A 25,856-nucleotide genomic window follows, 5' to 3' on the forward strand; every position below is an offset into this window, starting at 1 on the left:
GCAAAGGCCCCCGCCGATGAAGACCCTGATGCTGGCTTCCCTGCTCCTGCTCGCTGGCTGCGCCAGCATGGGTGGCGCGGGCGCTCCCCCGGTGGACGTCAAGGGCGCGGATGTGTCCAAGCGCACCATGGACAACGGCGATGTCATCGAGGAATACCGCGTGTCCGGCCAGCTGCGCATGGTCAAGGTGACCCCGTCGCGCGGTGCCCCGTTCTATATGTACGACAAGAACGGCGATGGCCGTTTCGACAACGACAAGGACGGCGTGTCGCCGGTGTACTGGAAGCTGTACAGCTGGTGATGTGACCGGGGTCGGATCCCTGCGCTTCAGTAGATCCACGCCATGCGTGGATGGGCCCCTGCCGGCCCCTACAAAAGATGACGCCGGCGCGCATCCTGCGGCCGGCGTCGGGTCCCCTCCCCGGGAACGCTTGTATCAGCGGATGACCAGCACCGGCAGCGTGCTGCGTGCCAGCACTTCAGCGGTCTGGCTGCCCAGCAGCACACGGGTCACGCCACGGCGGCCATGCGAGGTCATCACGATCAGGTCGCTGTTGCGCTCGCCAGCGGTCTCGATGATGCCGTCAGCCGCATAGCGGTCCAGCACGTGCACCGGGTTGGCGGTAATGCCCTGCTCGGCGGCCTTGGCCAGCGCCGGCTGCAGCACCTTCTGCGCACCTTCCTCGCGGTCGGCCTTGTATTCAGGACTATTCATGTAGCCCACGCTCCAGCCCATGGCGTCGTACATGCCGACGGCCCACGGCTCGGAAACAGTCACGATATCGACCTCGGCATTGAGGTCCTTGGCCAGCTCCAGACCTTTGGCCAGGCCCTTGTCGGCCAGCTCGGATCCGTCGGTAGCAATCAGGATGCGCTTGTACATGGTGGGGCTCCGTGGCGGTCTGCCAGATGGGAACAACACCATTGCACACCGGATGTGCAGGGCGCGCCTTGAGCAGGATCAATCCGGCGCGGCGCAGCGGCGTGTGCGCATCGCCGGCTTGCGTACACGGACACTGCAGCGCAAGCTGGGTGGGCGGCGGCGCGCCGCTTGGGAGAACCCGCATGCAGGACAGCAAGCCGACACCACGAAGCCCCCTCAGGATCATCCTTTGGAGCCTCATCGCCGCCTTCGTGCTGTTCTACGGCGGCTATCATCTGGGCAAGGATCTGGCCCAGCGCGACAACGCCAGGCAGTCAGCCGGCTGATAACGCTCTTCTGTAGAGCCGAGCCATGCTCGGCTGTTTTTCCCGCCAGAAGCAGCCGAGCATGGCTCGGCTCTACATTTTCTGCCCTCAGGCGATCTGCACCACGCGCGCGTTCTGGCACAGCGGATAGCTGGCCACGAATTCAGCGATCGCATCACGCATCGCCTCGAACGATTCGCCATACATGTACAGCGCGGTCTCGGTCGGGCCCTGCCACCAGCTGCAGATCTCGCCCAGGCCGTCGATGTTCTCCGACAGCTGCTCGAACACGTGGTTGGAATCGCACTGCTCGTAGACCTCGTCCGGCAAGGTCAGGCCGTCCAGGTAGATGCCCAGGCCTTCGGTCACGCCGAAGCCTCGATCAGCCTCGCCCGCCCCCTGCAGTTGCGAACCCTTCGGCGCGCCCAGCTGTTCCAGCAGGTCGATCAGCTTCGGCACGCCCGCAACGTCCACCAGCGCCACTTCGATATCGCCGTATTCGACCTCGCCGAGGTCGGACATCGCGGTGCCGCCGCCAGTCAGCTCACCCACCTGCGCCGCCTGCAGCAGCGCATCGAGCGGATCCTCGAACAGTTCATGACGATGCTCGGGCTGCAGCTTGGCGTTCAACTTCACGGTGACGTGCAACGTGGATTCGGTCATCGGGGCGTTCCTGGAAGATGTGGCTTCTATTGTAGAGCCGAGCCCATGCTCGGCTGTTCTTTCCCGACAGAAGCAGCCGAGCATGGGCTCGGCTCTACAACAGCCCGTCAACGCAGGAACGGCGCCACCTTGCGCTTGAGCAGCTCCACCAGCACCGGGTCCATGTAGTCGTAGTCGTCGGGGATTTCCAGGCAGATCACCCGCTTGCCATTCAACCAGGCCTTGTAACGGCTGGACAGACGGTTGCGGTGCGCCCTTTCCATCACGAAGACCAGGTCGGCCCACTGCAGCAACTCGGGGCTGAGTACTTCCTCGGCGTCGGCCAGCAACCCGGCTGAGGCGGTCTCGATGCCCGGCCAATCGGCAAATACCTGCTCGGCGGTGGGGCTGCGCAGGCGGTTCTGACTGCAGAGGAAGAGCACGTTGCGGGTCATGGATACTCGCTTTTGTAGAGTCGAGCCGTGCTCGACTGACTTTTCCCGCTGCAAGCAGCCGAGCATGGCTATGCCGGTCGTCCTGACCGGCACCCTTCGGGCCGTCGCAAGCGACGTTGGCAGCGGCTCCTGCCGCTACCTTCGGCTCTACAGGAATTCCCGCCCCCCCGACGGTGATCAGATCACCGTCAGGTTGGCATACGCCATCACCAGCCACTTGCTGCCGGCGTCGGCGAACTCGACCTGCACGCGGGCGTGGGCACCGTTGCCTTCGTAGTCGGTCACCATGCCTTCGCCGAACTTGGGATGGGTGACCAGCGCGCCGAGCTTAAGCGGCGGTGCCTCGATCGAGGCATGGCCCATCACCCGGCTGGCGCCCATCGAGGCCGGCCGCGAGACCTGCACCTTCGGCCGCACTTCGTGCAGCAGCTCGCGCGGAATCTCGCGCAGGAAGCGCGACGGCAGGCTGTAGTTGTCCTGGCCATGGATGCGGCGCGATTCGGCGTAGCTCAGCACCAGTTTCTGGCGCGCGCGGGTGATGCCGACGTAGGCCAGGCGGCGCTCTTCTTCCAGCCGCCCGCTTTCCTCCAGCGAACGTGCGCTGGGGAACAGGCCTTCTTCCAGGCCGGCCAGGAACACCAGCGGAAACTCCAGGCCCTTGGCCGAGTGCAGGGTCATCAGCTGCACGCCGTCCTCGCCCGCCTGCGCCTGGCCCTCACCGGCCTCCAGCGCGGCATAGGCCAGGAACGCGACCAGCTCGTCCATGTCCTCGCCCACTTCCTCGATGTCATCGGCACGGCGCACGAAGCGAGAGGCCACCGAGACCAGTTCGTCGAGGTTGTCGGTGCGCGATTCCGAGTCCAGCGCGTTGCGGCTTTCCTTGCTCCAGTGCTCGCGCAGCTGCGAGCGGGCCAGCACGTGGTCCACGCGCTCGGCCAGGGTCATGTGCAGGGTCTGCGCCTGCAGCTCGTTGACCAGCACCAGGAAGCCGGCCAGTGCATTGCGCGCACGTGCGGCCAGCGCGCTGCCCTGGGTGACCAGCATGGTCGCTTCCCACAGCGAAATACCCTGCGCGCGCGCCTCGCGGCGCACTTCGTCCAGCGTGCGATCGCCGATGCCACGCGTCGGCGTGTTGACCGCGCGCTCGAACGCCGCGTCATCGTTGCGGTTGGACAGCAGGCGCAGGTAGGCCAGCGCGTCCTTGATTTCGGCGCGCTCGAAGAAGCGCATGCCGCCATACACGCGGTACGGCACCTGCTCGCTCAGCAGGGCCTCTTCCAGCGCGCGCGACTGCGCGTTGCTGCGGTAGAGCACGGCCACTTCGGTGTAGCTGCCACCATCGCGCACCCACTGGCGGGCACGCTCGACGATGTAGCGCGCCTCGTCCATCTCGTTGTACGCCGCGTACAGGTCGATCGGCTCGCCGTCGCCGCTGTCGGTCCACAGCTGCTTGCCGATGCGGTCGGGGTTGTGCGCGATCACCGCATTGGCGGCGCCGAGGATGTTGGCGGTGGAGCGGTAGTTCTGTTCCAGGCGGATGGTCTGCGCGCCCGGGAAGTCGCGCAGGAAGCCCTGCACGTTCTCGACCTTGGCACCGCGCCAGCCGTAGATGGCCTGGTCATCGTCGCCGACCACGAACACGTGACCGGAATCGCCGGCCAGCACGCGCACGAAGGCGTACTGGATGGCATTGGTGTCCTGGAACTCGTCCACCAGGATTTCGCGGAAGCGCGCGCGGTAGTGCGCCAGCAGGGCCGGGTTGTCGCGCAGCAGTTCGTGCGCGCGCAGCAGCAGCTCGGCGAAGTCGACCAGGCCGGCGCGGTCGCAGCGTGCCTGGTACTCGATGTAGGCCTGGCGCATGGTTTCCAGCCAGGCGTCGTGCGGCTCGGGCTGGATGTGCTGCGGGCGGCGACCCTCGTCCTTCTGCGCGTTGATCCACCACGCGATCTGCTTGGCCGGGTACTTGCCGTCGTCCAGTTCCAGCGCCTGCACCACCCGCTTGACCAGCCGCAGCTGGTCGTCCGAGTCCATCACCTGGAAGCCTTCGGGCAGCTTCGCGTCCTGCCAGTGCAGGCGCAGCAGGCGATTGGCCAGGCCGTGGAAGGTGCCGATCCACATGCCACGGCTGCCATTGGGCAGCTGTGCGTCGATGCGGTGGCGCATTTCGCCGGCCGCCTTGTTGGTGAAGGTCACCGCGAAAATGCCGTGGGTCGGCACGCCATCGACTTCATGCAGCCAGGCGATGCGGTGGGTGAGTACGCGGGTCTTGCCGGAACCGGCACCGGCCAGCACCAGGTGGTGGCCGGGGGGAGCGGAGACGGCTTCGCGCTGGGCCGGGTTCAGGCCATCAAGCAGGTGGGAGACATCCATGCCCCCATTTTACGGCATCGCCGTCGCGGCTCCTGCGACCACCTGGGTTGCCAGTGCCTGCGCCTGCTGACGCAGTTCAGGCACCGCCAGGCTTTCCCACAGGCTGCCGATGCGCAGGCTGCCGAGCACGCCCAGCCGTGCCTGCGGCTGGCCACCGGCGGCACGCAGGCGATCGCCCGGCACCGTGCTGTCCAACCCCAGTCCATGCGGGCCGGGGCGTGCCAGCCCATCGGCCTGCAGCTGCTGCAGCAACGGATTGCGCAGTGCGCTGGCGCGGGTCTCCACGCCGGTGGCGTTGATCACCCCGCTGATCGTCCACTGCTGTTCATTGCCCGAGGCATCGCGGCCGGACAGCTGCAGCGCATTGCCGTCGCGCCAGACGCGTTGCAGGCGGGACCGGTGGATACGCAGCTGGCCGCTGTCCTGCAGGGACTGCAGCTGCGCATCCACTTCTTCGGCGATGCGGTGGCGATGCACGTCCCAATAGCGCACCACATGGCGCAGGAAGCGACGCTGGTCCGCCTCATCGAGGCTGCACCACAGCGCCTGCCCGTGCGGACGGATGCGGTCCATCACGCCCTGCCACGGCAGGCCGTCGGCCTGTGACTGGCGTGCGAAGCCACGCAATGCGCGCAGGCGCTGGCGCAGGTTCATCGGCAGCAGCGTGGCCGGGTCGAACGTGGGCAGGCCACCATGCGCGTGCGGCAACGGCAGCAGGCCATGGCGCGAGATCACGTGCAGCGGTCCGGTGTGGCCGGCGGCGACCAGCGCCAGCACGGTGTCGGCCATGCTCAGGCCGGAGCCGACAATGGCTACAGCCTGTTCGCCGGCCAGGGTGCGTACGCCGTCGTAGTCCCAGGCCTCGATCACATCGTCGGCAGGCAGCGCATCGGCACCGGCCACCGGCAGCGGGCGCATGCTGTTGCCGGTGGCGAGCACCGCCTGCGCGGCGTGCAGCGTGTGGCCATCGCCGAGCGTCAGCTGGTAGCCGTGGTCATCCGGCTGCAGGCCCAGCACCGGCTGCGCGATCACCTGCAGCTGCGCCGGGCTGGCTGCGGCAGCGTCCTGCAGGCGCTGCTGCAGGTAGGCCGCGAAGTAGTGGCGGCACACGTAACGCTCGCCCAGCACCTCGCGCGCCTCGCCCGGGTAGGCGTTGGCGGCCATCAGGTAGTCGAGGAAATCGCCGGGCTGGTCGGCAAACGCACTCATCTTCGCCGCCGGCACGTTCAGCAGATGCTCCGGCCACGGCGTGGCATAGGCGATGCCCTGCGCCAGCTGCGAGGCGGGTTCGAAAATGGCCAGCGCCAGCGGCGCCTTGGCCTGGCGCAGTACCTGGATCGCCACCAGCACCCCGGCCGCACCACCACCGATGATTGCCAGGTCCAGTTCGCCATTACGCGGTGAATCAGTCATGTGCCGATTGTAGGCCATCGGCGATGACAGGCCGGATTGCCGAAGCGGGCGGCCGGCATTGCCTTACATCAACGCATCGGCCAGCCGTGCGATGCCTTCGCGGCTGCGCCGCCACGTGGGGCGACTGCGCCACTGCTGCAGGTCCAGCTGCCGCGATTCACGCAGATAACCATCCTCGATCTCGCACAACTGCTTCACCAGCGCGCGGTCGTAGCAGATCAGGCCGATTTCGGCATTCAGCGCGAACGAGCGGATATCCATGTTGATCGAGCCGAGCACGGCGATGTCCTCGTCCACGCTCATGTGTTTGGCGTGCAGGAACTGCGGTTCGTACAGGGCGATGCGCACGCCACAGCGCAGCAGCTCGTCGTAGTACGCCTCCTGCGCCCACGAGGTCAGCCGCTGGTTGTTGCTGGCCGACAGGATCAGCTGCACCTGCACACCGGACAATGCGGCGATGCGCAGCGCGCTCAACGTGGCTTCGTCGGGCACGAAGTACGGCGTGACCATCACCAGCCGGCGCCGCGCCAGGTGGATCAGCGCGGCCACCGCATCACGTGCGTTGCTATAGGGATATGCCGGCCCGCTGGGCAGCAGCTGGGTGGCGATGTCATCACTGCACTCGGGCACGTCGGCAATCACGTCCAGGCGCTGGCCGGTTTCCATGTACCAGTCGCTGGCGAACACCGCCTCCAGGTGCGCCACCGCCGGGCCACGCACGCGCGCCACCAGCTCGCGGTTCGGGTGGCCGGGCACGAACTGCGGGCCCGCCAGGTTCTGCGAACCGACATAGGCCACTTCGTTGTCGATCACCGCGATCTTGCGGTGGTTGCGCAGGTCCATGCGCCCGCTGCGGCGCCAGCGCAGGCCACCGGGCAGCATCGCGCGCACTTCGATGTCGCGCGCCTGCAGGCGCTTGCGATAGGCGCGCAGACCGCGCTTGGCACCCACCGCGTCGAGCAGCACACGGCATTGCACGCCACGCGCGGCTGCACGCTGCAGCGCCTCGACCACCGCCTCGCCCACCGCGTCGTCAAACATCAGGTAGTACAGCAGGTGCACGCGGTCCTCGGCCTGGTCGATGTCGGCGATCAGCGTGTGCAGCGATTCGTCGTAGTCGGTCAGCAGGTCCACCGCGTTGCCGTGCACCGGCATGAAATCACCCTGCCGCTGCACCAGCGGCACGATCTCGGCGCAGGCGGTGTCCGGCTGCGGGGTCCAGCGCAGGCGATGCTGCAGCGCCTGTTCCTCGCGGATGACCTGCGAGGCCTCGGCCTGGCGGCGGATGCGCTCGCGCGACAGCCACGGGTGGCCGAACAGCAGGTACAGCGGTAGGCCCAGCAGTGGCACGAAGCCGACCAGCAGCAGCCAGCTGCGCGCCGCCCCCGGCGTGGTGCGGGTGGGGATCCAGCACAGCGCGACCAGCCGGATCAGCCAGTCGATCAGCAGCAGGTAGGAACCCAGCAACCACTCGAACAGCATCGCGTCGTCCGTCGGGAGGTGATGGGCCATTCTGCCCAGCGGGGTGTGTAGAGTCGAGCCGCGCTCGACTGCTTTGAAGCCGTGTGCCAACCAAGGTTGGCACCTACCGGGGGTGGGGACGGCGTGCCAACCAAGGTTGGCACCTACCCGGTGAAGGGACAGCGTGTCGACCAAGGTCGACACCTACCGGGGGCGGGACAAGTTGCCAACCAAGGTTGGCACCCACCATCTGGATGCCAGGCATGAAAAAACCCGCCACAAGGGCGGGTTTCTTCGCGGGGATCAGCAATCCTTGCGGATTACTTGATCTTGCCTTCCTTGTACGGGACGTGCTTGCGCACGACCGGATCGTACTTGGAGAATTCCATCTTCCCCGGGGTGTTCTTCTTGTTCTTGTCGGTCGTGTAGAAGTGACCGGTACCAGCGGTCGAAATCATACGGACCTTATCGCGCTTGCCTGCCATGATCGTCTACTCCTCAGACCTTTTCGCCGCGCGCACGCAGCTCAGCCAGAACGGAATCGATGCCGTTCTTGTCGATGGTGCGCAGTGCATGCGCGGAAACACGAAGCTTCACCCAGCGGTTTTCGCTGGCAACCCAGAAGCGGCGCTCGTGCAGATTCGGCAGGAAACGACGACGGGTCTTGTTGTTGGCGTGCGAGACGTTGTTACCCGTCTGCACTCGCTTGCCGGAAACCTGGCATACGCGGGACATTGCGCACCTCGATAGTAAGTTGTGTCAGCCCGTAGCCCGGGAGACGGCGGCCTCGATGGTTGCCCACCACACGTCAAGAGAATCAAAGGGTTACGCTGGCGTTGGGCGGCCGGGGACGTGCTCCCGGGGGCGCCGCCCGGTAGAAAACCGGACACAGCGAGCCGCGCATTATGCACGGGTTCAAGCACTTGCGCAAGTTACCCACAGGCCGGTGCTGAATGCGACGGTCGCTCCCTGTAGAACCAGCTCAACGCAGGTGCGGAATCACCTGGGCCAGCAGATGCGCATCCTTCAATGCGCCATGCAGGCCGCGGTTCCCGGGAATACGCAGGCGCTGCAGCACATCGTCCAGCTTGTTGCCCTGGCCCGGCCAGCGCCCGCGCGCCAGCTTCAGGCTGCAGGTGATGCGGCAATGCTGGGCCAGCGTGCCGGGGATGCCAGCCAGGCGCAGCTCGTTGTCCAGGAAGCCCACATCGAAGGTGGCGTTGTGCGCGACCATCTCGCTGCCACGCAGGAACTCCAGCAGTTCGGCGGCCTTGCTGGAGAACAGTGGCTTGCCTACCAGCATCGCGTCGCTGATGCCGTGCACGCGCTGCGCGCCCCAGTCCACCTTGCGCTGCGGCTGCAGGTAGGTGTGGAACTGGCGGCCGGTGAGCTGGCCATCGATCAGTTCGACGGCACCGATTTCGATCACCCGGTGCCCCAGGCGGTGGGAGATGCCGGTGGTTTCGGTATCCAGTGCGACGATGCGGCTCATCAGGGTGTGCGTTCTCCAGTACGTGCAGCCGGATTTTCGCACGCGACCGATGCACTCACCCCAACGCTTCCACCACCCAATCGATGAACACCCGCAGCCGCTGGCTCATGTGCCGGTTGGGCGGGAACATCACATGCATCGGCATCGGTGGCAGCTGCCAGTCCCGCAGCAGCGGCAGCAGCTCACCACGCGCCACGTGCGGTTCGGCCATGTAGCTGGGCAGCGCCACCACGCCGAGCCCCGCCAACGCAGCCGCCAGATAGGCGTTGCCGTCGTCGAAGCCGACCGTATAGCGGCCCTGCACCTCGACGCGCTCATCGCCACGCTGTGCAGTGAACACGCGGGCGCGGCCACTGCGCGGGCTGAGGAAACCGACCATGTGGTGATCGGGCCCTTCCAGCGCGCGCGGGTCGGTCGGCACGCCGAAGCGCTGCACATAGCCGGGGCTGGCATGGAAGCCGATCGGCAGCGCAGCAAGCGGCCGCGCCACCAGCGCCGGGTCGGCTGGAGTGCCACCACGGATCACGCAATCGACGTTGTCGGCGATGACATCGACCTCGCGGTCACTCACGCCGATGTCCAACTGGATCTCCGGGTAGCGCGCCTGGAAATCCGGCAGCGCCGGAACCAGCCGCAGCCGCGCGTAAGGTCCAGGCACGTCCACACGAAGGCGGCCACGCGGTTGGGTAGCGGCGTCGCCGAGACCTCCTTCCACCTCTTCCAGCTCGGCCAGCAGGCGGGCGATGCGCGGGTAGTAGGCCGCGCCATCGGCGGTGACGCTGACCCGGCGTGTGGTGCGGTTGAGCAACCGCAGCCGCAGGTGCGCCTCCAGCTGCTGCACCAGCTGGGTGGCCGTGGTGCGGCTGATCTGCAGGGTGTGCGCAGCGCGGGTAAAGCTGCCGGTCTCCACTACCCGGGCAAAGGCGCGCATCGCCTCGAAACGGTCCATGGTGGGTCATGATTGTTTGGAAATGGCAATCAATCTAGGCCGATAATCGCGGTTTATCCAGACAGCGCTGGCGGGGAGGATGGCGTTCTCTCCCACGGGTTCCTTCCCATGTCACAGCGCGATGTCGTTTTCCCCGCCGGCCGCCAGGCCCTGTACGAGCGCAACCGCTACTCGCCAGCGATCCGATCCAACGGCTTCCTGTTCGTTTCCGGCCAGGTCGGCAGCCGCGAGGATGGTTCGCCTGAGCCGGACTTCGAAGCGCAGGTGCGCCGCGCCTTCGAAAATCTCAATGCGGTACTGGCTGCCGCCGGCTGCAGCTTCGATGACGTGGTCGACGTGACCGTGTTCCTGGTCGACCCCGAGAAGAACTTCGAGAAGGCCTGGGCGATCGTGCCCGAGTACTGGGGCGAGGCGCCGCACCCGACCCTGACCGGCATCGGCGTGACCTGGCTGTACGGGTTCCAGTTCGAGATCAAGGTGATCGCGAAGCTGCCCGCAGACCGGTAGTGCCGGCCGCTGGCCGGCAACGTGTCGGGAGCCGAAAAGCGTGTCGACCAAGGTCGACACCTACCAGGGCAGTCGGCGTGACCTGGCTGTACGGGTTCCAGTTCGAGATCAAGGTGATCGCGAAGCTGCCCGCAGACCGGTAGTGCCGGCCGCTGGCCGGCAATGTGTCGGAGGTCGAAAAGCGTGTCGACCAAGGTCGACACCTACCAGGGCAGTCGGCGTGACCTGGCTGTACGGGTTCCAGTTCGAGATCAAGGTGATCGCGGAGCTGCCGTGATACGGGCATTGCCGGCCGCTGGCCGGCAATGTGTCGGAGGTCGAAAGGCGTGTCGACCAAGGTCGACACCTACCAGGACAGTCGGCGTGACCTGGCTGTACGGGTTCCAGTTCGAGATCAAGGTGATCGCGAAGCTGCCGTGATACGGGTAGTGCCGGCCGCTGGCCGGCAATGTGTCGGAGGTCGAAAAGCGTGTCGACCAAGGTCGACACCTACCAGGGCAGTCGGCGTGACCTGGCTGTATGGGTTCCAGTTTGAGATCAAGGTGATCGCGAAGCTGCCTGCAGACCGGTAGTGCCGGCCGCCGGCCGGCAGCAAGGTGTCGGGGGTCGAAAAGCGTGTCGACCAAGGTCGACACCTACCAGGGCAGTCGGCGTGACCTGGCTGTACGGGTTCCAGTTCGAGATCAAGGTGATCGCGGAGCTGCCGTGATACGGGTAGTGCCGGCCGCTGGCCGGCAATGTGTCGGAGGTCGAAAAGCGTGTCGACCAAGGTCGACACCCACCAGGGCAGGAGGTCGGCACCTGCCAGAGCTGGCGTGCCCGGCGCACCTGAACGGGAGGTTCCGACGAATTCCCGAGGTCACCATTGATATTGTATCCGGCGAAAACCGCTTGCTAGCCTCCCCTCCATGCGCCGGATCACCCGCCAACTGCGTACGTACCTGATGATGCTGCTGATGGCGGCATTCGTGGTCGTGCCGGTGGCCGACGCACTGGTGTGTGCGGTGGAACCGCATGCCAGCAGCGCCCATGTCGAATCCCTCGCGGACGACGCAGGCGGTGACAGCGACAGCGACAGCAAGCACACGGGTGCCTGCACGCATAACCACTGCCACCACTCCACGCTGAGCCTGCCGGCGAACGATTTCGCCGCCTTCGGTACGCCGCTGCCGGCGCGCTGGATGAATACCGGCGACGTGGCGACCTATGCGGTCGCCCAGGATGAATTGACGCGTCCCCCCCGGGCGTGAGTTGAGCGCGTCCCGCAATCGCGGGCTCCCGTTTCACTCACAACCGGAATCCCCCTATGTCGATCCTGACACCTCGGTCGCCGCGCGCGGCCGGGCTGGTCGTCGCTGTACTGCTGGGCCTTGCCCCGGCAATGCAGGCGTCGGCGCAAGCCGCCCCCTCCTACGACACCCTGCTTGAACGCCTGGACCAGCTGCCCGGTACCCGTGTGGGTACGGCACTGGCCGAGGCCGCCGATGCGCGTGCCGACCAGGCCCGTGCGTTGCCCAATCCTTCCCTCTCCTACTCCGCCGAAAACGCCTGGGGCACCGGCTCCTATGGCGGCATGGGCAAGGCCGATACCGTGCTCACCCTGTCCCAGCCGCTGGAGGTCTGGGGCCAGCGTGGCGCGCGTGTCCGTGCCGCCCGCGCCGAGGCACAGGCCGCCAACCTGCGTGGTGCCCAAAGCCGCAGCGACGTGGCCAGCCAGCTGGCGGTGGTCTACGCACAGGCGGAAAGCGCACTGCGCCGCTACACCCTGGCCGAAGAAGCACTGACCCTCACCCGCGATGACGCCAACGCCGTCAACGCGATGGTCAAGCAGGGCCGCGAACCGCAGCTCCGTGCGGTGCAGGCGCAGAGCGAAGTGGCCAACGCCAGTGCTTCACTGGATGAGGCACAGGCCTTCCGCGATGCCGCGCTGGCCCGCCTGGCCGGTGCCGCGCTGCTGGATGCGCCGGTGCAGTCGATCGACGACAGCCTGCTCGACCGGGCCCCGCCGCTGCCGCGTGGCGCCACCGACGTGGCACTGGCGGTGCGCATCGCCGAAGCCGAAGCCGATGCGGCCGGCAAGCTGGTCGACGTGGAGCGCAAGCGCGCCCTGCCCGACCTCAGTGTCACCGCCGCACAGACCCGCTTCCGCGAAGGCGGCGAGCGTGCCTACAACCTCGGGGTCAGCCTCAGCATCCCGCTGTTCGACCGCAACCGCGGGGGCATCCGCGCCGCCAATGCCGACCAGCGCGCGGCCGAGGCCCGCCTGGACCAGCAGCGCCGCGACAGCGAGGCGGCACGTCTCTCCGCCGTAGCCGGACTGAAAGCCGCCGGAAGCCGGACCCGCGCCGCCGATGAAAGCGTGGTCGCCGCCGAAGAGGCGTATCGCCTGGCCCGCGTCGGCTTCGACGCCGGACGCATCTCGCAGCTGGAACTGCGCAGCACGCGCAGCGCCCTCATCGCCGCCCGCGGCACCGCCGTGGATGCGCGCCTGTCGCGCGTCGGCGCCGAAATCGATCTTGCCCGCCTTGAGGGGCGCGCACCTTTTGTGGAGGCCAAATGACTCTCTCCCGTACTTTCCCGCTGATCGGCGGCGTGCTGCTGACCATGCTGCTGGCCGGCTGCGCTGGCAACGCGCAGACGCCTGCCAATGAAGACCCCGCTGCGGCCAAGGCCGGCACCGACGATGGCCACGGCCATGCCGCCGACAGCAAGGAGGCCAAGGCGGAAACCGCCAAAGCCCCCGCCGACGCCGATGAAGGCGTGGTGCAGCTGACCCAGGAACAGATCAAGGCCTCCGGTATCGAAGTGGTCGCGATCGGTCGCGGTGGCGGTGGCTCGACCCGGCTGTCCGGCAGGGTCGAGCCCACCGTGGGCGCCCGCGCTTCGGTTGCCTCCACGGTGACCGGCCGCGTCGAGCGCGTGCTGGTCGCGCCGGGCACGGCGGTGAAGCAGAACCAGGCACTGGCCATCGTGGTCAGTGGCGAGGCCGCGGTGTTCCGCGCCAATGCGCTGGCCGCCTCGGCCGAAGCAGAAGCCGCGCGCCTGGCCTATGGCCGCGACAAGGCGCTGGTCGACCAGGGCGTGGTCGCCCGCCAGGAAATGGAAACCTCGCGCGCACGTTCGCTGGCGGCACAGGCCCAGGCCGCCGCCGCGCAGGCCCAAGCCGCCGCCAACGGTTCGCCGGACAGCAGCGGTCGCGTGCGCATCACCAGCCCGGTAGCCGGCATCGTCGGCAACGTGCAGGTCACCCCGGGTGGCGTGGTCGCCGCCGGCAGCGCGGTGGCCGACGTCGCCGACCCGACGATGAACGAGCTGGTGTTCACCGCACCGCCGGCGCTGGCCGCGCAGGTCACGCCGGGCATGAAGCTGGAAGTGAGCGTGCCGGGTGGCAGCTTCACCGCCACCGTCACCGGGTCGGCCGCCGATGTCCGCCAGCAGGGCGGCGTCGCGGTGATCCGTGCCACGCCGGTGGACGCTTCGCTGCCGCCGGCCGGTTCTCCGGTATCGGCGGTGGTGGTCACCGAAGGCCAGGACGGCTCGCTCAGCGTGCCGGCCGATGCGGTGCAGAACGTCGATGGCGGCAGTGCGGTGTTCGTCGCTGTCGAAGGCGGCTTCAAGGCGCAGCCGGTGCTGGCTGGCCGTCGTGCTGGTGACCGCATTGAGATCCTCGGTGGGCTGACCGGCAACGAGCGCATCGTCGGTGCCAACGCCTTCCTGCTCAAGGCCGAACTGGCCAAGGGCGAAGCCGAGCACGGCCACTGAGGAGGCGACCATGTTCAAGCTGATCATTGAAACAGCGGTTCGGCACCGCTGGCTGGTGGTGTTCCTGGCGGCGCTGATCGCCGCCGTGGGCCTGTTCCAGCTGGGCAAGCTGCCGATCGACGCGGTGCCGGACATCACCAACCGCCAGGTGCAGATCAACACGGTGGCACCTGCACTGACCCCGGAGCAGATCGAACGGCAGGTGACCTACCCGCTGGAAACCGCGCTGGCCGGCATTCCCGGCCTGACCACCACGCGTTCGCTGTCGCGCAATGGCTTCTCGCAGGTCACCGCGATCTTCACTGATGCCACCGACATCTACTTCGCCCGCCAGCAGGTGGCCGAACGCATGCGCGAGGCATCGGAAGACCTGCCCGATGGCGCGTCGCCGATGCTGTCGCCGGTCACCACCGGCCTCGGCGAGGTACTGATGTGGACGGTGGACTTCACCGCGTTCGATCCGGCCAAGCTGGCCAAGCCCGGTGAAGCGGGTTGGCAGGCCGGCGAGGTCTACCGCACGCCGGAAGGCAACCTGCTTCGCACGCCGGAAGAACGTGCCACCTACCTGCGCACCGTGCAGGACTGGATCATCGCGCCGCAGATGCGTTCCAGCCCGGGGCTGGCCGGCGTCGATACGGTCGGCGGCTACGTCAAGGAATACGGCGTGCATCCGGACAGCGCCAAGCTGGCCGCGCACGGCCTCGGCCTGGCCGACCTGGTCACTGCCCTGCAGCGTTCCAACGTGCAGGCCGGTGCCGGTTTCGTGCAGCGTGCCGGCGAGGGCCTGGTGGTACGTGCTGACGGCCTGGCGCTGACCACCGACGATCTGGCACAGGCCCCGGTAGCCACCCGCAATGGCGTGGTGGTACGCGTGGCCGATGTGGCCGACGTCGACCTGAGCCGCGCACCGCGCCTGGGTGCGGCCAGCCGCAACGGCCACGAAGCCGTACTCGGCACCGCGCTGATGATCGCCGGCGGCAACAGCCGCACCGTGGCGCAGGCAGCTGCGGCGCGCCTGGAACAGGTAAACAAGTCGCTGCCGGCCGACATCGTGGCAGCACCGGTGCTGGACCGCAGCGTGCTGGTCAATTCCACCATCAAGACCGTGGCCAAGAACCTCACCGAGGGCGCACTGCTGGTGGTGGTGGTGCTGTTCCTGCTGCTGGGCAACCTGCGTGCGGCAACGATCACCGCGCTGGTCATTCCGCTGTCGTTCCTCTTCGCGGTGATCGGCATGAACCGCTTCGGCATCAGCGGCAACCTGATGAGCCTGGGTGCGCTGGACTTCGGCATCCTGGTGGACGGTGCGGTGATCGTGGTCGAGTCGACGCTGCTGATGCTGGGCCAGCGCCGCGCCGAACTGGGCCGTGCGTTGACCGCGATGGAACGCCTGCGCGTGGCCGCCGATTCGGCGATGAAGATGGCGCGCCCTGCGGCCTTCGGGCAGCTGATCATCCTGCTGGTGTTCGCGCCGATCCTTACCCTGGAAGGCGTGGAGGGCAAGACGTTCCACCCGATGGCGGCCACGTTCATGCTGGCCCTGATCGGTGCCTTCATCTTCTCCTTCACCTTCGTGCCGGCGATGGCCGCACTGCTGGTGCGCGAGCCGAAGGTGAAGGACGGCGATGCACATGCTGACGATGGCGAGCACGAAACCAAGCTGATCCGCGTGCTGCGTGCGCGCATCGAACCAGTGGTGCGCAAAGCCGTGGCGCATCCGCGCACGGTGCTGGCCGGTGCGGTGATGATGGTGGTGGTGGGCATCGGCTCGTTCTCGCTGCTGGGCCGCGAGTTCATGCCGACGCTGGACGAAGGCAACGTGGCGATGCAGGCCCTGCGCGTGCCGTCGACGTCGCTGGAGCAGTCGCTGGCGATGCAGCTGGCGCTGGAAAAGGCGATTGCCAAACAGCCGGAAGTGGAAACCGTGTTCTCACGCACCGGTACCGCCGAGGCGGCGATCGATCCGATGCCGACCAACATTTCCGACAGCGTGATCGTGCTCAAGCCGCGCAAGGACTGGCCGGATCCGAAGCTGGGCAAGGATGCACTGGTGGCACGCTTCGAGAAGCTGGCCGGGCAGCAGCTGGGCAACAGCTTCGAGTTCAGCCAGCCGATCGAACTGCGCTTCAACGAACTGATCTCCGGCGTGCGTACCGACCTGGCGGTAATGATCTTCGGCGATGACTTCAGCCAGCTGCAGAAAGTGGCCGACCAGGTGGCGTTGAAGCTGCGTGCGGTGAACGGTGCGGCCGACGTGCGGGTGGAACAGATCTCCGGCCTGCCCACGCTCAATGTGGCCATCGACCACGTGGCGGCGGCGCAGTACGGCCTGACTGCCGCGGACGTGAGTGATGCGCTGTCCACCGGCATTGGTGGCACGGCGGCCGGCAAGATCTTCGAAGGCGACCGCCGCTTCAACGTGGTGGTGCGCCTGGACGATGCCTCGCGCAACGATCCGGACCAGCTGGCTTCGCTGCCGATTGCCACGCCTGCGGGCCTGGTGATTCCGCTGTCGTCGGTCGCGCGCATCACGGTCAGCGAAGGACCGAACCAGATCAGCCGCAACAACGGCAGCCGCCGCGTGGTGGTACAGGCCAACGTGCGTGGCCGCGACCTGGGCGGCTTCGTCGGCGAAGCGCAGGCAGCGGTGGCCGACGTGGCACTGCCGCCGGGTGCCTACCTGACCTGGGGTGGCCAGTTCGAGAACCTGCAGCGCGCGGAAAAGCGGCTGGCGACGGTGGTACCGGTGGTATTCCTGCTGATCGGCAGCCTGCTGTTCATGGCGCTGCGCAGCGGCAAGGAAGCCATTCTGGTGTTCAGCTGCGTGCCGTTGGCGCTGGTCGGCGGCATCCTCGCGCTGCTGCTGCGTGGCATGCCGTTCTCGGTGTCGGCGGCGGTCGGCTTCATCGCCGTCTCCGGCGTGGCCACCTTGAACGGCCTGGTGCTGATGCAGGCGATCCGTGAGCGCCTGGATGCCGGTGACCCGCCGCTGCAGGCGGCGATCAACGGCGCCTCCAGCCGCATCCGCGCGGTGCTGACCACGGCGCTGGTGGCGATCGTCGGCTTCATTCCGATGGCGATCGCCAGCGGTTCCGGTGCGGAAGTGCAGAAGCCGCTGGCCACGGTGGTGATCGGTGGCCTGATCACCGCCACCGTGCTGACCCTGCTGGTGCTGCCGACCTTCGCGGCGCGGGTGGCCAAGCCAAGGGCGGTGGGCTGAAAGACCACGGGGTCGGATCGTGCGATCCGACCCCGTTTTCCGATCCCTGGTAGTGCCGGCCGCTGGCCGGCAATGTCGAACGTTTGCGGTGCATGCGGGTTGCCGGCCAGCGGCCGGCACTACCCTTGCACGGTCAGGCCTTCTTGCGTTCGGCGATGTAGGCCTGGATCTGCTGTTCCAGCACCGGCAGCGGCACCGAGCCCTGCTTGAGCAGGGTGTCGTGGAAGCCCTTGATGTCAAACTTGTCGCCCAGCTCCTTCTCGGCCTGCGCGCGCAGGCGCACGATGGCGATTTCGCCCAGCTTGTAGCTCAGCGCCTGGCCCGGCCAGGAAATGTAGCGGTCCACTTCGGTGGTCACTTCATGCTCGCTCAGCGCGGTGTGGTCACGCAGGTAGGCCAAGGCCTGCTCGCGGCTCCAGCCCTTGCTGTGCACGCCGGTGTCGATCACCAGGCGCGTGGCGCGCCACATCTCGTAGGTCAGGCGGCCGAAATCCTCGTACGGGGTTTCGTAGATGCCCATTTCCACGCCCAGCTTCTCGCAGTACAGCGCCCAGCCTTCGCCATAAGCGGAAATATAGGCGTTGCGGCGGAACTCGGGCAGGTTCTTCTGCTCGGCGGCAATGGCACCCTGCAGCGCGTGACCCGGATCGGACTCATGCAGGGTCAGCGCCGGCAGGTTGTACAGCGGGCGCGACGGCAGGTTGTAGGTGTTGAGCCAGTAGGTGCCCATGCCACCGCGGCCGGCGGTCCAGAACGGCGCGATGTCCGGCGGCACCGGCACGATGGTGAAGCGCGCGCGCGGCAGCGTCATGTACTTGCCCAGCTGGCCATCGGCCCGCTTGGAGATCCATGCGGCGCGCGACAGCAGCTCTTCCGGCGTCTTCGCATAGAACTGCGGATCGGTGCGCAGGAAGGTCAGGAACTCGGCGAAGCTGCCCTTGAACTTCACCTGCTTGATGATGTCGTTCATTTCCTTCTGGATGCGTGCAACTTCATCCAGACCGATGCGGTGGATCTCGTCCGGCGACAGGTCCAGCGTGGTGTATTCGTGGATCTGCTGCTTGTAGTACGCCTTGCCGCCCGGCATCGCTTCGGCGGCCAGCGTGGTGCGCGCCTGCGGCACGTATTCGTTGACGAAGAAGGTGCGCAGCTGCTGGAACGCCGGCACGACCTTGCCACTGATCGCTTCGCGCGCCTGCGCCTGCAGCCTGGCCTGCTCTGCGGCCGGAATGCTGTTGGGCAGCTTCTTGAACGGTGCGTACAGCGGCGATTCGGTCGGGTCCTTCAGTTCGGCAACGGTGGCGATGGACACCTCGCGACCATCGAGCACGGCACGCGGCACGCTGAAGCCGCGTTTGAGGCCGGCGCGCATGTTTTCGGTCTGCTGGCCGAAGTAGCGCGGCACATCGTTCAGGCGGGCGATGTAGTTCTGGTAATCCTGCGCGGTCTTCATCTCGCGCCGGGCCATGAAGGACAGGTTGGACCAGAACGAGGAGTCGGCGTTGAACGGCATCTCGTAGCCACGCAGGCGCACTTCTTCGGCCAGGTTGAACACCTGATCGCGGTAGATCGCGTAGTTGATCTGGTTGTCGGGCGAGAGCGTCTTCGGGTCGATCTTCTTCAGTGCAGCCAGGGTCTCGTCCCACACCTTCAGGCGCGCCTGCTGCGCGGCCGGGCCGACGTCGGGCATGCGGGTGGCGTTGGCTGGCGCGTCCTCGTCCTCGCTGGCCTCGCCGCCGCCCTCCTGGCGCCACTTCCATTCCTTCTCGTACAGCGCGCGGAAGGCGGCATCGGCGGGCGATTCGGTGGCCACGCTGGCCGGTGCGGCGGCGGCGGGCGGCGCGGCCAGGGCCATGGCGGGGGTGGACAGGGCGAGCAGCAGGGCAACGGCAAGACGGGTTTTCACGAGCACAGGTTCCCGGGAAGGCAGACCCCGATGATGGCACCGCCCACGGCCCGTGGCATGGGACGAAGGTCCTGCCTGCGCAGCAGACCGGGGCCCCGGTAGCGGCCAACCTTGGTTGGCCCCCCAACCCCAGCGCCGACCAAGGTCGGCATCTACCGTAGCGTGGCAGACCGGGGCTCCGGTAGCGGCCAACCTTGGTTGGCCCCCAAACCCAGCGCCGACCAAGCTCGGCAGCTACCGGATGAGGCCCCGAAGACCTTAGTGGCTGGCCTTGTCCCGCTTCCAGCCCCGGTGCTTGATGTCCAGCTGCAGGCTGTACAGCGCGGTGAACGCCGGGAACAGGTTCTGCAGCACGCCCACCGAGTCCTGCTTGGCCGAGAACAGGAAGTAGCTCAGCGTCATCAGGCTGCCGACCACGCTCATGTACCAGAACAGGCGTGGGATCACCGGCTTGCCCGCACGCTTGGAGGCGATGAACTGGACCAGCCAGCGGCCCCCGAACATCAGCGCGCCGGTATAGCCGATCAGCTTCCAGCCGGTCACATGCAGGCCGGTCCAGTACAACCAGGTCAGCGGCTGGTCGAGCCAGTGCAGCTCCAGATCCATCAACGCTCCTCCACCGCGGTGCGCTTGCTGCGGGTGATCAGCCAGGCCACGCCACGCAGGTCACGGATGCCGACCAGGGCGCGGCCGAGGTTGTTGTACTTGGAGACACCGGCGGTACGGTGGCGGTGGTTGACCGGCACGCTGGTGGTCTTCCAGCCGGCGCGCTGCATCAGCGCCGGCAGGTAGCGGTGCATGTGGTCGAAGTAGGGCAGGTCGAGGAACGCGCTGCGCTCGAACAGCTTGATGCCGCAGCCGGTATCGGGCGTATCGTCGCGCAGCATGCGTGCACGGATGGCATTGGCCCACTTGCTGGCCCAGCGCTTGCTGCCGCTGTCCTGGCGGTTGACGCGCCAGCCGGCAAACAGCTTCACCTGCGCCTCGGCCGCATCGCGCGCCGCCAGCAGCTTGGGAATGTCGGCCGGATCGTTCTGCCCGTCACCATCCAGGGTCGCGATCCACGGCGCACGTGCGTGCTTGACGCCGGTGCGCACGGCGGTGCTCTGCCCGCTCTGGTTCACATGGTGCAGCACGCGCAGTTCCGGGGTGGTCGCCTTCAGGCCCTGCAGCACCGCCAGGGTGTCATCGCGCGAGTGGTCGTCGATGTAGACGATCTCGAACGGAAGCCGTCCACGCAGTGCGGCGGTGATTTCGGCAACCAGCGGGGCGACATTGTCGCGTTCGTTGAACACCGGGACGACAACGGAAAGCTCGGGTTGGCTCATAAGGCACTCGGCCAAAGGGGGACAAAGACCGCGCATTCTCCGAAGCCGAGGTTATCCGAAGATGAATCCGGCTGTGTGAGGATCCCTCCTCAGGCGCGGTCGCCAAAATACTCGCGGCACCACTGCACGACGGGGGGCAACCCAGCTTCGATCGGGGTCACCGCGTCGAAGCCGAATGCGTCATGGGCGCGCCGGGTATCGGCCATCGTGCGCACCATGTCGCCCGGCTGCATCGGCTTGTAGACCTTCTGCGCGGGGCGACCGGCGGCCTGCTCGATCACGCTGATGAAGCGCTCCAGCTCGACCGGCGTATGGTTGCCGAGGTTGAACACCCGGTGCGGTACCGGACCATCGGCCGGATGCGCGAGCGCGCCGAGAATACCGGACACGATGTCGGAGACATGTGTGAAGTCGCGCTGCATGCGGCCTTCGTTGAACACGTCGATCGGCCGCCCGGCCAGCACCGCGCGCGAGAACAGCAACGGTGCCATGTCCGGCCGGCCCCACGGGCCATACACGGTGAAGAAGCGCAGGCCGGTGGCATGCAGGCCGTACAGCTGCGCGTAGGTGTAGGCCATCAGCTCGTTGGCCGCCTTGGTGGCCGCATACAGCGAGCGCGGCTGGTCCACGCGCTGGTCCTCGGAGAACGGCGGCGTGGCCGAATCACCGTAGACCGAGCTGCTCGACGCATACACCAGATGCTGCACGCCACGGTGGCGGCACAGCTCGAGCATGTTGACGAAGCCGACCAGGTTGCTGTCGACGTAGGCCTGCGGATTTTCCAGCGAATAGCGCACGCCCGCCTGTGCAGCCAGATGGATCACCGCGGTCGGCTTCACCTCGTCGAACAGCGCAGCCAGGCCCTGCTGGTCGGTCAGGTCCAGGGTGCGCAGGTCCAGCGTCGGGCACAGCGCGGCCACGCGGTCGCGCTTGATCTGCGGGTCGTAGTAGTCGTTGAAGTTGTCCAGGCCGACCACCGGCTGGCCCGCCTCCAGCAGCGCGCGGGCGGTGTAGGCACCGATGAAGCCGGCAGCGCCGGTAAGCAGGATGGTCATGGCAGGGGCCCGGAAGCAGAAATTCAGGCCCCTGATGTTACCGGTCTCAGAACAAACCGAAACGCTTCCTGGCGACGTTGACCCGGCCCGGCTCGATCACATCGTTGATCTGCTTCGCATCGAAGCGGTCGAGCAGGGCGTCGGCGCCCTTCTTCAGCTTCAGGTCCATCTCTTCCGGATACAGCGGAACCAGGCTCATGAAGCTGATGGTCCTGCCATCCTCCAGCTCCAGCGTGGCGAAGTCCTCCGGAGCAGTCACCGGCATCAGCACGATGGCACCGTCGAAGCCTGCTCCGGGCGCATAAGGCTCGCTGGGATGGCCGTTGGGAATGGTGTGGCCGAAGCCCAGCCACGTGTCGTACTCGTGCGGCAGCCGCGCCATGCCCTTCAGCAGGCGCACCGGCCAGTAATTGCGCTCGTCCTCGAAAGCGTCCTGGGACATCGGCCAGTCGGCCGGCAGGGTCACCATCAGCTCCATGTAGCGCGGCACATCCGCGTCCACGTCGGCGGGCACGGTCATCGGCAGGTCGCTCATGCCGGAGGTGACCAGGCGCAGGTACGGGCAGTGGTCATTGGCCGGCACCACGTGCACGTCAATGTGCACCAGGTCGGAAATGAGTTCGTGCAGGACCGTGGCGATCGGTCCGAGATGGCGCTCGATATGGCCGCTGATCGCTTCGATGTGCTGCTCTTCGCCGATGGCGAGCACAAAGTCCTTTTCGCGCCGGTGCCTCAGTATCTGGGTACCGTCCGGGCTGACGTCCTCGTACTCGTATTCGTTGCTCATGTCCTGTTCCCTGGATGAGGCCACGGACCGGAGAGCAGTGCATCCCCCGGCACGCGCGGCGGTGCGTTCCCTGTCATCTGCAGGACGCGGCGGGAACAGGCCGCACCCCCTGGCGCTGCGCCGGGCTCAGCCCTGGCGCGTACGCAGCTTTTCCAGCACGCCGTCCAGGGTATCCAGATCGGTGTAGTGGATGATCAGCTTGCCCTTGCCACCGCGGCCGTGGTTGATCGCCACCTTGGCACCCAGTGCTTCGGACAGTTCGGTTTCCAGCGAGGCGATGTCGGCCTGCTGCACCTTCGGCGTCGCCACCGGGCGGTTGCTCGGCACCTTGCCGGCGGCGAAGGCCTGCGCACGGCGCTCGACCTCGCGCACCGACCAGCCTTCATCGGCCGCTTCCTGCGCCAGCTTGCCAGCCAGCTCGGGGGCCAGGGTCAGCAGCGCGCGGGCATGGCCCATTTCCAGGCGGCGGGTTTCCAGCAGCAGGCGGATTGCCACCGGCAGCTCCAGCAGGCGCAGCAGGTTGGACACCGCCGCACGCGAGCGGCCGACGGCCTCGGCAGCCTCGGCATGGGTCAGGGTGAATTCGCTGATCAGGCGCTGCAGCGCTTCGGCTTCTTCCAGCGGGTTGAGGTCTTCGCGCTGGATGTTCTCGATCAGCGCCATCGCGATGACGGTGCGGTCTTCCAGCTCGCGCACCACCACCGGCACTTCGTCCAGGCCGGCCAGCTGCGATGCGCGCCAACGGCGTTCACCGGCGACGATCTCGTAGTTGCCCGCCGGCAGCTGGCGCACCAGGATCGGCTGGATCACGCCCTGCGACTTGATCGAATCAGCCAGCTCGGAGAGCTTGCCCTCGTCCATCTCGCGGCGCGGCTGGTACTTGCCCGGCTGCAGCTGGCCGACGGCCAGCTTGCGCAGCACCTCACCCGGCAGCGGCTCGATCACCGCAGTGGTGGCCTGCACCTGGCTGACCGCCCCCTTGGGACCGAGCAGGGCATCCAGGCCACGGCCGAGGCCTCGCTTCTTGGCTGCCGGCTTGCTGCTGGTCATCAGGCGGTCTCCACGGCCTTGGCGGCCTTGTTGCGTTCGTTGTTGCGGCGGATGATCTCGCCGGCCAGGCCCAGGTAGGCCACGCCACCGCGCGAGGCACGGTCGTAGCCGACGATGCTCTGGCCATGGCTGGGTGCCTCGGCCAGGCGCACGTTGCGCGGCACGATGGTGCGGAACACGCGGTCGCCGAAGTGCTCGGTGAGCTCGGCCGAGACCGCGTTGGCCAGGTTGTTGCGCACATCGAACATGGTGCGCAGCACGCCTTCGATCTCCAGCGCCGGGTTGAGGTTGGCACGCAGCGCTTCGATGGTTTCCACCAGCGCGCTCAGGCCTTCCAGTGCGTAGTACTCGCACTGCATCGGTACGATCACCGAATCGGCGGCGGCCAGCGCGTTGAGCGTCAGCAGCGACAGCGCCGGCGGGCAGTCGATCAGGATGTAGTCGTACTCGTCGCGGATCGGTGCCAGCGCGCGCTTCAGGCGCTGCTCGCGCTCGCTCTGCGCCATCAGCTGGATCTCGGCCGCAGTCAGGTCGATGTTACCCGGCAGCAGGTCGTAGCCTTCGGCGGTCTGCACGCGCACATCGGCGGCGCTGGACTCGCCCAGCAGCAGATCGTAGGTGGAGGAGACCAGCTCGCGCTTGTCCACGCCACTGCCCATGGTCGCGTTGCCCTGCGAATCCAGGTCGACCAACAGCACGCGCTTGGGTGCGTTGGCCAGGGAAGCGGCCAGGTTGACGGCGGTCGTGGTCTTGCCGACGCCACCCTTCTGGTTGGCGATGGCGATGATGCGGGCCATGCGGGTGTGCCTCGTCGACGTGTGCTGGGACCGGTCATTATGCGTACAACCGGGCCCTTGCGGAAATCGTGGATCGCCAACCTCTTGTTCCACAAGGGGCTGGCGACGGGAATCAGGGACCTGTAACAGTGACCAGGTGGCGTTCGCCGGCCAGGCCGGGCACGCTCAGCGGGGTCACCTCGCGCACCTGCCAGCCAGCCGGCAGCTCCGCGATCTCTTCATGCGGGTAGACGCCCTTCATGGCCAACAGCACGCCGCCGGGGCGCAACAGATGGCCACCGACGCGGACGATGCCGGCCAGGGTGTCCATCGCACGCGCGGTCAGCTGGTCGTAGTGGCCAGCTTCGTCCAGCGCCTCGGCGCGCGATTCGGCCACGCGGGCATTGCCCAGACCGAGCTGGCGCACGGCCTCGCGCATGAAGCGCGCCTTCTTGCCGTTGCTCTCCACCAGAGTGACCTGCAGGCCCGGGCAGGCGATCGCCAGCGGGATGCCAGGCAAGCCGGGGCCGGTGCCGAGGTCGGCCAGGCTGCCGTCAGCCACGAACGGCTGCATCGCCAGCGAGTCGAGCAGGTGACGGGTGACCATCTCCTGCGGGTCGCGGATTGCGGTGAGGTTGTAGGTGCCGTTCCAGCGGTGCAGCAGGGCCAGGTAGCGCAGCAGCGGCGGCGCCAGCGCGGCGTCCAGGCCCATGCTGGCCAGGCCCTGTTCCAGCGTGGCAGCCACGCTGGCGGGAAGTGGGTGTTCGCTCATGCCGCCATTATCGCCGGTTTTGCGCGCTGATTCCCCGCTTCAGTGTGGATACCAGGCCAATGCCGCACGGAACTGGCCGGTGGCCTGCCATTCGTGCAGGTGCCAGCGCGCGGCCTCACCCAGTTCCGGGTCGCACCAGCGCAGGTGCAGGGCGCCATCGGCCCCCGGTGCCAGCTGCAGGCGGTGCAGGCCGAACGAGATGCCTTGCCCGTGCGCCTTCAGGATGGCTTCCTTGACGCACCACACGCGGAAGAACCAGTGCTCGCGCCCGGCCTCGTCCAGGCTTTCCAGCCAGGCCACTTCCTCGGGGTGGAAGAAGCGCTGCACGATTTCCAGAAGACGCGGCCGCGGGCGCAGCAGTTCCAGGTCCACGCCCAGCCGCACGCCCTCGCCCAGCGCCACCAGCAGCACCTCGCCGCTGTGGCTCCAGCCGGTGCCGTAGTGGGCCAACGCGCCGCTCAGCTCCGGCCGGCCCTTGTCATCGCGGACCAGCGGCAGCGTCTCCGGGTCGGCGCCCAGCGCCTGCGCCAGCACCTGCCGCGCCTGCGGTTCGCCGCGCTGGCCCGGCACGTGCGGGCGCCGCCAGACCGTCACCGGACCAAAGCGCCACGGGCCGTCGAGGGTGGCTGGCAGGCTCATCCGCACGCGCCCATCACGCAATTCCACGACGGGTTCACGGCCGTGCGCGTCAACTGGTCACAGTTCCCCACCGGAGGTTCGATC

The 25,856-nt window shown here is 67.3% G+C and carries 26 protein-coding genes and 1 pseudogene; 8 read left to right on the plus strand and 19 right to left on the minus strand.

Going from position 1 to position 25,856, the window contains the following annotated elements; genetic code table 11:
* Positions 1-16: 16 nt before the first annotated feature.
* Complete coding sequence (locus ACZLIB_RS22425) at positions 17-301, plus strand: DUF2782 domain-containing protein (RefSeq protein ID WP_005411628.1); 285 nt, start codon at positions 17-19, stop codon at positions 299-301.
* Between the two features lie 135 nt (positions 302-436).
* Here the strand turns inward: ACZLIB_RS22425 and ACZLIB_RS22430 are convergent, their stop codons facing one another.
* Positions 437-883 carry a universal stress protein gene (locus ACZLIB_RS22430; protein WP_005411629.1) on the minus strand — a complete coding sequence of 149 codons (447 nt, stop codon included), beginning with the start codon at positions 881-883 and terminating at the stop codon, positions 437-439.
* A gap of 182 nt (positions 884-1,065) precedes the next feature.
* Between ACZLIB_RS22430 and ACZLIB_RS22435 the strand changes: the two genes are divergently transcribed.
* Positions 1,066-1,209, plus strand: coding sequence for a hypothetical protein (locus tag ACZLIB_RS22435; protein ID WP_478468791.1), 144 nt, complete (start codon positions 1,066-1,068; stop codon positions 1,207-1,209).
* An 87-nt stretch (positions 1,210-1,296) separates the two neighbouring features.
* On the opposite strand, the gene ACZLIB_RS22440 is transcribed toward ACZLIB_RS22435, so the two are convergent.
* The 9 genes from ACZLIB_RS22440 to ACZLIB_RS22480 all read right to left on the minus strand — a co-directional run bounded on the left by ACZLIB_RS22440 (position 1,297) and on the right by ACZLIB_RS22480 (position 9,970).
* Entirely contained in the window at positions 1,297-1,851 is a 555-nt protein-coding gene (locus tag ACZLIB_RS22440) for a hypothetical protein (RefSeq protein ID WP_478468792.1), read from the minus strand.
* 107 nt (positions 1,852-1,958) lie between these two features.
* On the minus strand, positions 1,959-2,285 hold the full coding sequence (locus ACZLIB_RS22445; protein WP_049462274.1) for a low molecular weight protein tyrosine phosphatase family protein: 327 nt from the start codon (positions 2,283-2,285) through the stop codon (positions 1,959-1,961).
* A gap of 177 nt (positions 2,286-2,462) precedes the next feature.
* Positions 2,463-4,655, minus strand: coding sequence for a DNA helicase II (gene uvrD, locus ACZLIB_RS22450; RefSeq protein WP_180837858.1), 2,193 nt, complete (start codon positions 4,653-4,655; stop codon positions 2,463-2,465).
* Between the two features lie 9 nt (positions 4,656-4,664).
* Positions 4,665-6,086 carry an FAD/NAD(P)-binding protein gene (locus ACZLIB_RS22455; protein ID WP_478468794.1) on the minus strand — a complete coding sequence of 474 codons (1,422 nt, stop codon included), beginning with the start codon at positions 6,084-6,086 and terminating at the stop codon, positions 4,665-4,667.
* 45 nt (positions 6,087-6,131) lie between these two features.
* A complete protein-coding gene (cls, locus tag ACZLIB_RS22460) occupies positions 6,132-7,550 on the minus strand; it encodes a cardiolipin synthase (RefSeq protein WP_164080057.1) in 1,419 nt (472 codons plus the stop codon).
* A 299-nt stretch (positions 7,551-7,849) separates the two neighbouring features.
* Positions 7,850-8,017 (minus strand): 50S ribosomal protein L33, encoded by a 168-nt coding sequence (rpmG, locus tag ACZLIB_RS22465; protein ID WP_170272460.1) that lies wholly within the window; start codon positions 8,015-8,017, stop codon positions 7,850-7,852.
* A gap of 10 nt (positions 8,018-8,027) precedes the next feature.
* Complete coding sequence (gene rpmB / locus ACZLIB_RS22470) at positions 8,028-8,264, minus strand: 50S ribosomal protein L28 (protein ID WP_005411638.1); 237 nt, start codon at positions 8,262-8,264, stop codon at positions 8,028-8,030.
* Positions 8,265-8,511: 247 nt separating this feature from the next.
* On the minus strand, positions 8,512-9,021 hold the full coding sequence (gene dnaQ, locus ACZLIB_RS22475) for a DNA polymerase III subunit epsilon (RefSeq protein ID WP_032130518.1): 510 nt from the start codon (positions 9,019-9,021) through the stop codon (positions 8,512-8,514).
* 55 nt (positions 9,022-9,076) lie between these two features.
* A complete protein-coding gene (locus ACZLIB_RS22480; RefSeq protein ID WP_478468796.1) occupies positions 9,077-9,970 on the minus strand; it encodes a LysR substrate-binding domain-containing protein in 894 nt (297 codons plus the stop codon).
* Between the two features lie 108 nt (positions 9,971-10,078).
* Here ACZLIB_RS22480 and ACZLIB_RS22485 point away from each other — a divergent pair, with 108 nt between their 5' ends.
* The 6 genes and pseudogenes from ACZLIB_RS22485 (at position 10,079) to ACZLIB_RS22510 (ending at position 17,459) form a co-directional block, all read left to right on the plus strand.
* Positions 10,079-10,477 (plus strand): RidA family protein, encoded by a 399-nt coding sequence (locus ACZLIB_RS22485; protein ID WP_049399172.1) that lies wholly within the window; start codon positions 10,079-10,081, stop codon positions 10,475-10,477.
* Positions 10,478-11,099: 622 nt separating this feature from the next.
* Positions 11,100-11,186, plus strand: a pseudogene (locus ACZLIB_RS22490) (RidA family protein); the annotation flags it as partial.
* A gap of 199 nt (positions 11,187-11,385) precedes the next feature.
* Positions 11,386-11,727, plus strand: a complete 342-nt coding sequence (locus ACZLIB_RS22495; RefSeq protein ID WP_164080026.1) for a hypothetical protein — start codon at positions 11,386-11,388, stop codon at positions 11,725-11,727.
* 56 nt (positions 11,728-11,783) lie between these two features.
* Positions 11,784-13,037, plus strand: coding sequence for a TolC family protein (locus tag ACZLIB_RS22500; protein ID WP_032130522.1), 1,254 nt, complete (start codon positions 11,784-11,786; stop codon positions 13,035-13,037).
* Positions 13,034-14,239 (plus strand): efflux RND transporter periplasmic adaptor subunit, encoded by a 1,206-nt coding sequence (locus tag ACZLIB_RS22505; protein WP_423163526.1) that lies wholly within the window; start codon positions 13,034-13,036, stop codon positions 14,237-14,239. The genes ACZLIB_RS22500 and ACZLIB_RS22505 overlap by 4 nt, the downstream gene beginning before the upstream one ends.
* Before the next feature lie 10 nt (positions 14,240-14,249).
* The gene (locus ACZLIB_RS22510) at positions 14,250-17,459 is read left to right on the plus strand and encodes an efflux RND transporter permease subunit (RefSeq protein ID WP_478468799.1); all 3,210 of its coding nucleotides are present in this window, start codon (positions 14,250-14,252) and stop codon (positions 17,457-17,459) included.
* 133 nt (positions 17,460-17,592) lie between these two features.
* On the opposite strand, the gene ACZLIB_RS22515 is transcribed toward ACZLIB_RS22510, so the two are convergent.
* From ACZLIB_RS22515 to ACZLIB_RS22555, 9 genes are all read right to left on the minus strand, one after another.
* On the minus strand, positions 17,593-19,365 hold the full coding sequence (locus ACZLIB_RS22515) for a DUF885 domain-containing protein (RefSeq protein WP_478468800.1): 1,773 nt from the start codon (positions 19,363-19,365) through the stop codon (positions 17,593-17,595).
* 258 nt (positions 19,366-19,623) lie between these two features.
* On the minus strand, positions 19,624-19,971 hold the full coding sequence (locus tag ACZLIB_RS22520; protein WP_005414908.1) for a lipid-A-disaccharide synthase N-terminal domain-containing protein: 348 nt from the start codon (positions 19,969-19,971) through the stop codon (positions 19,624-19,626).
* Positions 19,971-20,693 (minus strand): glycosyltransferase family 2 protein, encoded by a 723-nt coding sequence (locus tag ACZLIB_RS22525; protein WP_005420380.1) that lies wholly within the window; start codon positions 20,691-20,693, stop codon positions 19,971-19,973. The genes ACZLIB_RS22520 and ACZLIB_RS22525 overlap by 1 nt, the downstream gene beginning before the upstream one ends.
* Positions 20,694-20,782: 89 nt before the next feature.
* Positions 20,783-21,748, minus strand: a complete 966-nt coding sequence (locus ACZLIB_RS22530) for an NAD-dependent epimerase/dehydratase family protein (RefSeq protein WP_049424262.1) — start codon at positions 21,746-21,748, stop codon at positions 20,783-20,785.
* 46 nt (positions 21,749-21,794) lie between these two features.
* On the minus strand, positions 21,795-22,535 hold the full coding sequence (locus ACZLIB_RS22535; RefSeq protein ID WP_032128474.1) for a suppressor of fused domain protein: 741 nt from the start codon (positions 22,533-22,535) through the stop codon (positions 21,795-21,797).
* A 126-nt stretch (positions 22,536-22,661) separates the two neighbouring features.
* A complete protein-coding gene (locus ACZLIB_RS22540; protein WP_008267278.1) occupies positions 22,662-23,585 on the minus strand; it encodes a ParB/RepB/Spo0J family partition protein in 924 nt (307 codons plus the stop codon).
* Positions 23,585-24,382 carry a ParA family protein gene (locus ACZLIB_RS22545; RefSeq protein ID WP_478468801.1) on the minus strand — a complete coding sequence of 266 codons (798 nt, stop codon included), beginning with the start codon at positions 24,380-24,382 and terminating at the stop codon, positions 23,585-23,587. Before ACZLIB_RS22545 ends, ACZLIB_RS22540 begins: the two co-directional genes overlap by 1 nt.
* A gap of 112 nt (positions 24,383-24,494) precedes the next feature.
* Positions 24,495-25,133: a 16S rRNA (guanine(527)-N(7))-methyltransferase RsmG gene (rsmG, locus tag ACZLIB_RS22550; protein WP_012512505.1), complete on the minus strand. Its 639-nt coding sequence runs from the start codon at positions 25,131-25,133 to the stop codon at positions 24,495-24,497.
* Between the two features lie 39 nt (positions 25,134-25,172).
* A complete protein-coding gene (locus tag ACZLIB_RS22555; RefSeq protein WP_180847340.1) occupies positions 25,173-25,772 on the minus strand; it encodes a 4'-phosphopantetheinyl transferase family protein in 600 nt (199 codons plus the stop codon).
* Positions 25,773-25,856 lie beyond the last annotated feature (84 nt).

It is taken from the genome of Stenotrophomonas sp. 220_Sma (assembly GCF_056487375.1).

Bases quoted from the DNA above. Each gene is read 5' to 3' on its own strand.
- ACZLIB_RS22435 (WP_478468791.1), top strand. From the start codon at position 1,066: ATGCAGGACAGCAAGCCGACACCACGAAGCCCCCTCAGGATCATCCTT.
- ACZLIB_RS22520 (WP_005414908.1), bottom strand. From the start codon at position 19,971: ATGGATCTGGAGCTGCACTGGCTCGACCAGCCGCTGACCTGGTTGTAC.
- dnaQ (WP_032130518.1), bottom strand. From the start codon at position 9,021: ATGAGCCGCATCGTCGCACTGGATACCGAAACCACCGGCATCTCCCAC.
- ACZLIB_RS22485 (WP_049399172.1), top strand. From the start codon at position 10,079: ATGTCACAGCGCGATGTCGTTTTCCCCGCCGGCCGCCAGGCCCTGTAC.
- ACZLIB_RS22540 (WP_008267278.1), bottom strand. From the start codon at position 23,585: ATGACCAGCAGCAAGCCGGCAGCCAAGAAGCGAGGCCTCGGCCGTGGC.
- ACZLIB_RS22500 (WP_032130522.1), top strand. From the start codon at position 11,784: ATGTCGATCCTGACACCTCGGTCGCCGCGCGCGGCCGGGCTGGTCGTC.
- ACZLIB_RS22445 (WP_049462274.1), bottom strand. From the start codon at position 2,285: ATGACCCGCAACGTGCTCTTCCTCTGCAGTCAGAACCGCCTGCGCAGC.
- ACZLIB_RS22555 (WP_180847340.1), bottom strand. From the start codon at position 25,772: ATGAGCCTGCCAGCCACCCTCGACGGCCCGTGGCGCTTTGGTCCGGTG.
- ACZLIB_RS22505 (WP_423163526.1), top strand. From the start codon at position 13,034: ATGACTCTCTCCCGTACTTTCCCGCTGATCGGCGGCGTGCTGCTGACC.
- ACZLIB_RS22525 (WP_005420380.1), bottom strand. From the start codon at position 20,693: ATGAGCCAACCCGAGCTTTCCGTTGTCGTCCCGGTGTTCAACGAACGC.
- ACZLIB_RS22440 (WP_478468792.1), bottom strand. From the start codon at position 1,851: ATGACCGAATCCACGTTGCACGTCACCGTGAAGTTGAACGCCAAGCTG.
- cls (WP_164080057.1), bottom strand. From the start codon at position 7,550: ATGCTGTTCGAGTGGTTGCTGGGTTCCTACCTGCTGCTGATCGACTGG.
- ACZLIB_RS22480 (WP_478468796.1), bottom strand. From the start codon at position 9,970: ATGGACCGTTTCGAGGCGATGCGCGCCTTTGCCCGGGTAGTGGAGACC.
- uvrD (WP_180837858.1), bottom strand. From the start codon at position 4,655: ATGGATGTCTCCCACCTGCTTGATGGCCTGAACCCGGCCCAGCGCGAA.
- rpmB (WP_005411638.1), bottom strand. From the start codon at position 8,264: ATGTCCCGCGTATGCCAGGTTTCCGGCAAGCGAGTGCAGACGGGTAAC.
- ACZLIB_RS22455 (WP_478468794.1), bottom strand. From the start codon at position 6,086: ATGGCCTACAATCGGCACATGACTGATTCACCGCGTAATGGCGAACTG.
- rsmG (WP_012512505.1), bottom strand. From the start codon at position 25,133: ATGAGCGAACACCCACTTCCCGCCAGCGTGGCTGCCACGCTGGAACAG.
- ACZLIB_RS22545 (WP_478468801.1), bottom strand. From the start codon at position 24,382: ATGGCCCGCATCATCGCCATCGCCAACCAGAAGGGTGGCGTCGGCAAG.
- ACZLIB_RS22510 (WP_478468799.1), top strand. From the start codon at position 14,250: ATGTTCAAGCTGATCATTGAAACAGCGGTTCGGCACCGCTGGCTGGTG.
- ACZLIB_RS22430 (WP_005411629.1), bottom strand. From the start codon at position 883: ATGTACAAGCGCATCCTGATTGCTACCGACGGATCCGAGCTGGCCGAC.
- ACZLIB_RS22530 (WP_049424262.1), bottom strand. From the start codon at position 21,748: ATGACCATCCTGCTTACCGGCGCTGCCGGCTTCATCGGTGCCTACACC.
- ACZLIB_RS22495 (WP_164080026.1), top strand. From the start codon at position 11,386: ATGCGCCGGATCACCCGCCAACTGCGTACGTACCTGATGATGCTGCTG.
- ACZLIB_RS22535 (WP_032128474.1), bottom strand. From the start codon at position 22,535: ATGAGCAACGAATACGAGTACGAGGACGTCAGCCCGGACGGTACCCAG.
- ACZLIB_RS22425 (WP_005411628.1), top strand. From the start codon at position 17: ATGAAGACCCTGATGCTGGCTTCCCTGCTCCTGCTCGCTGGCTGCGCC.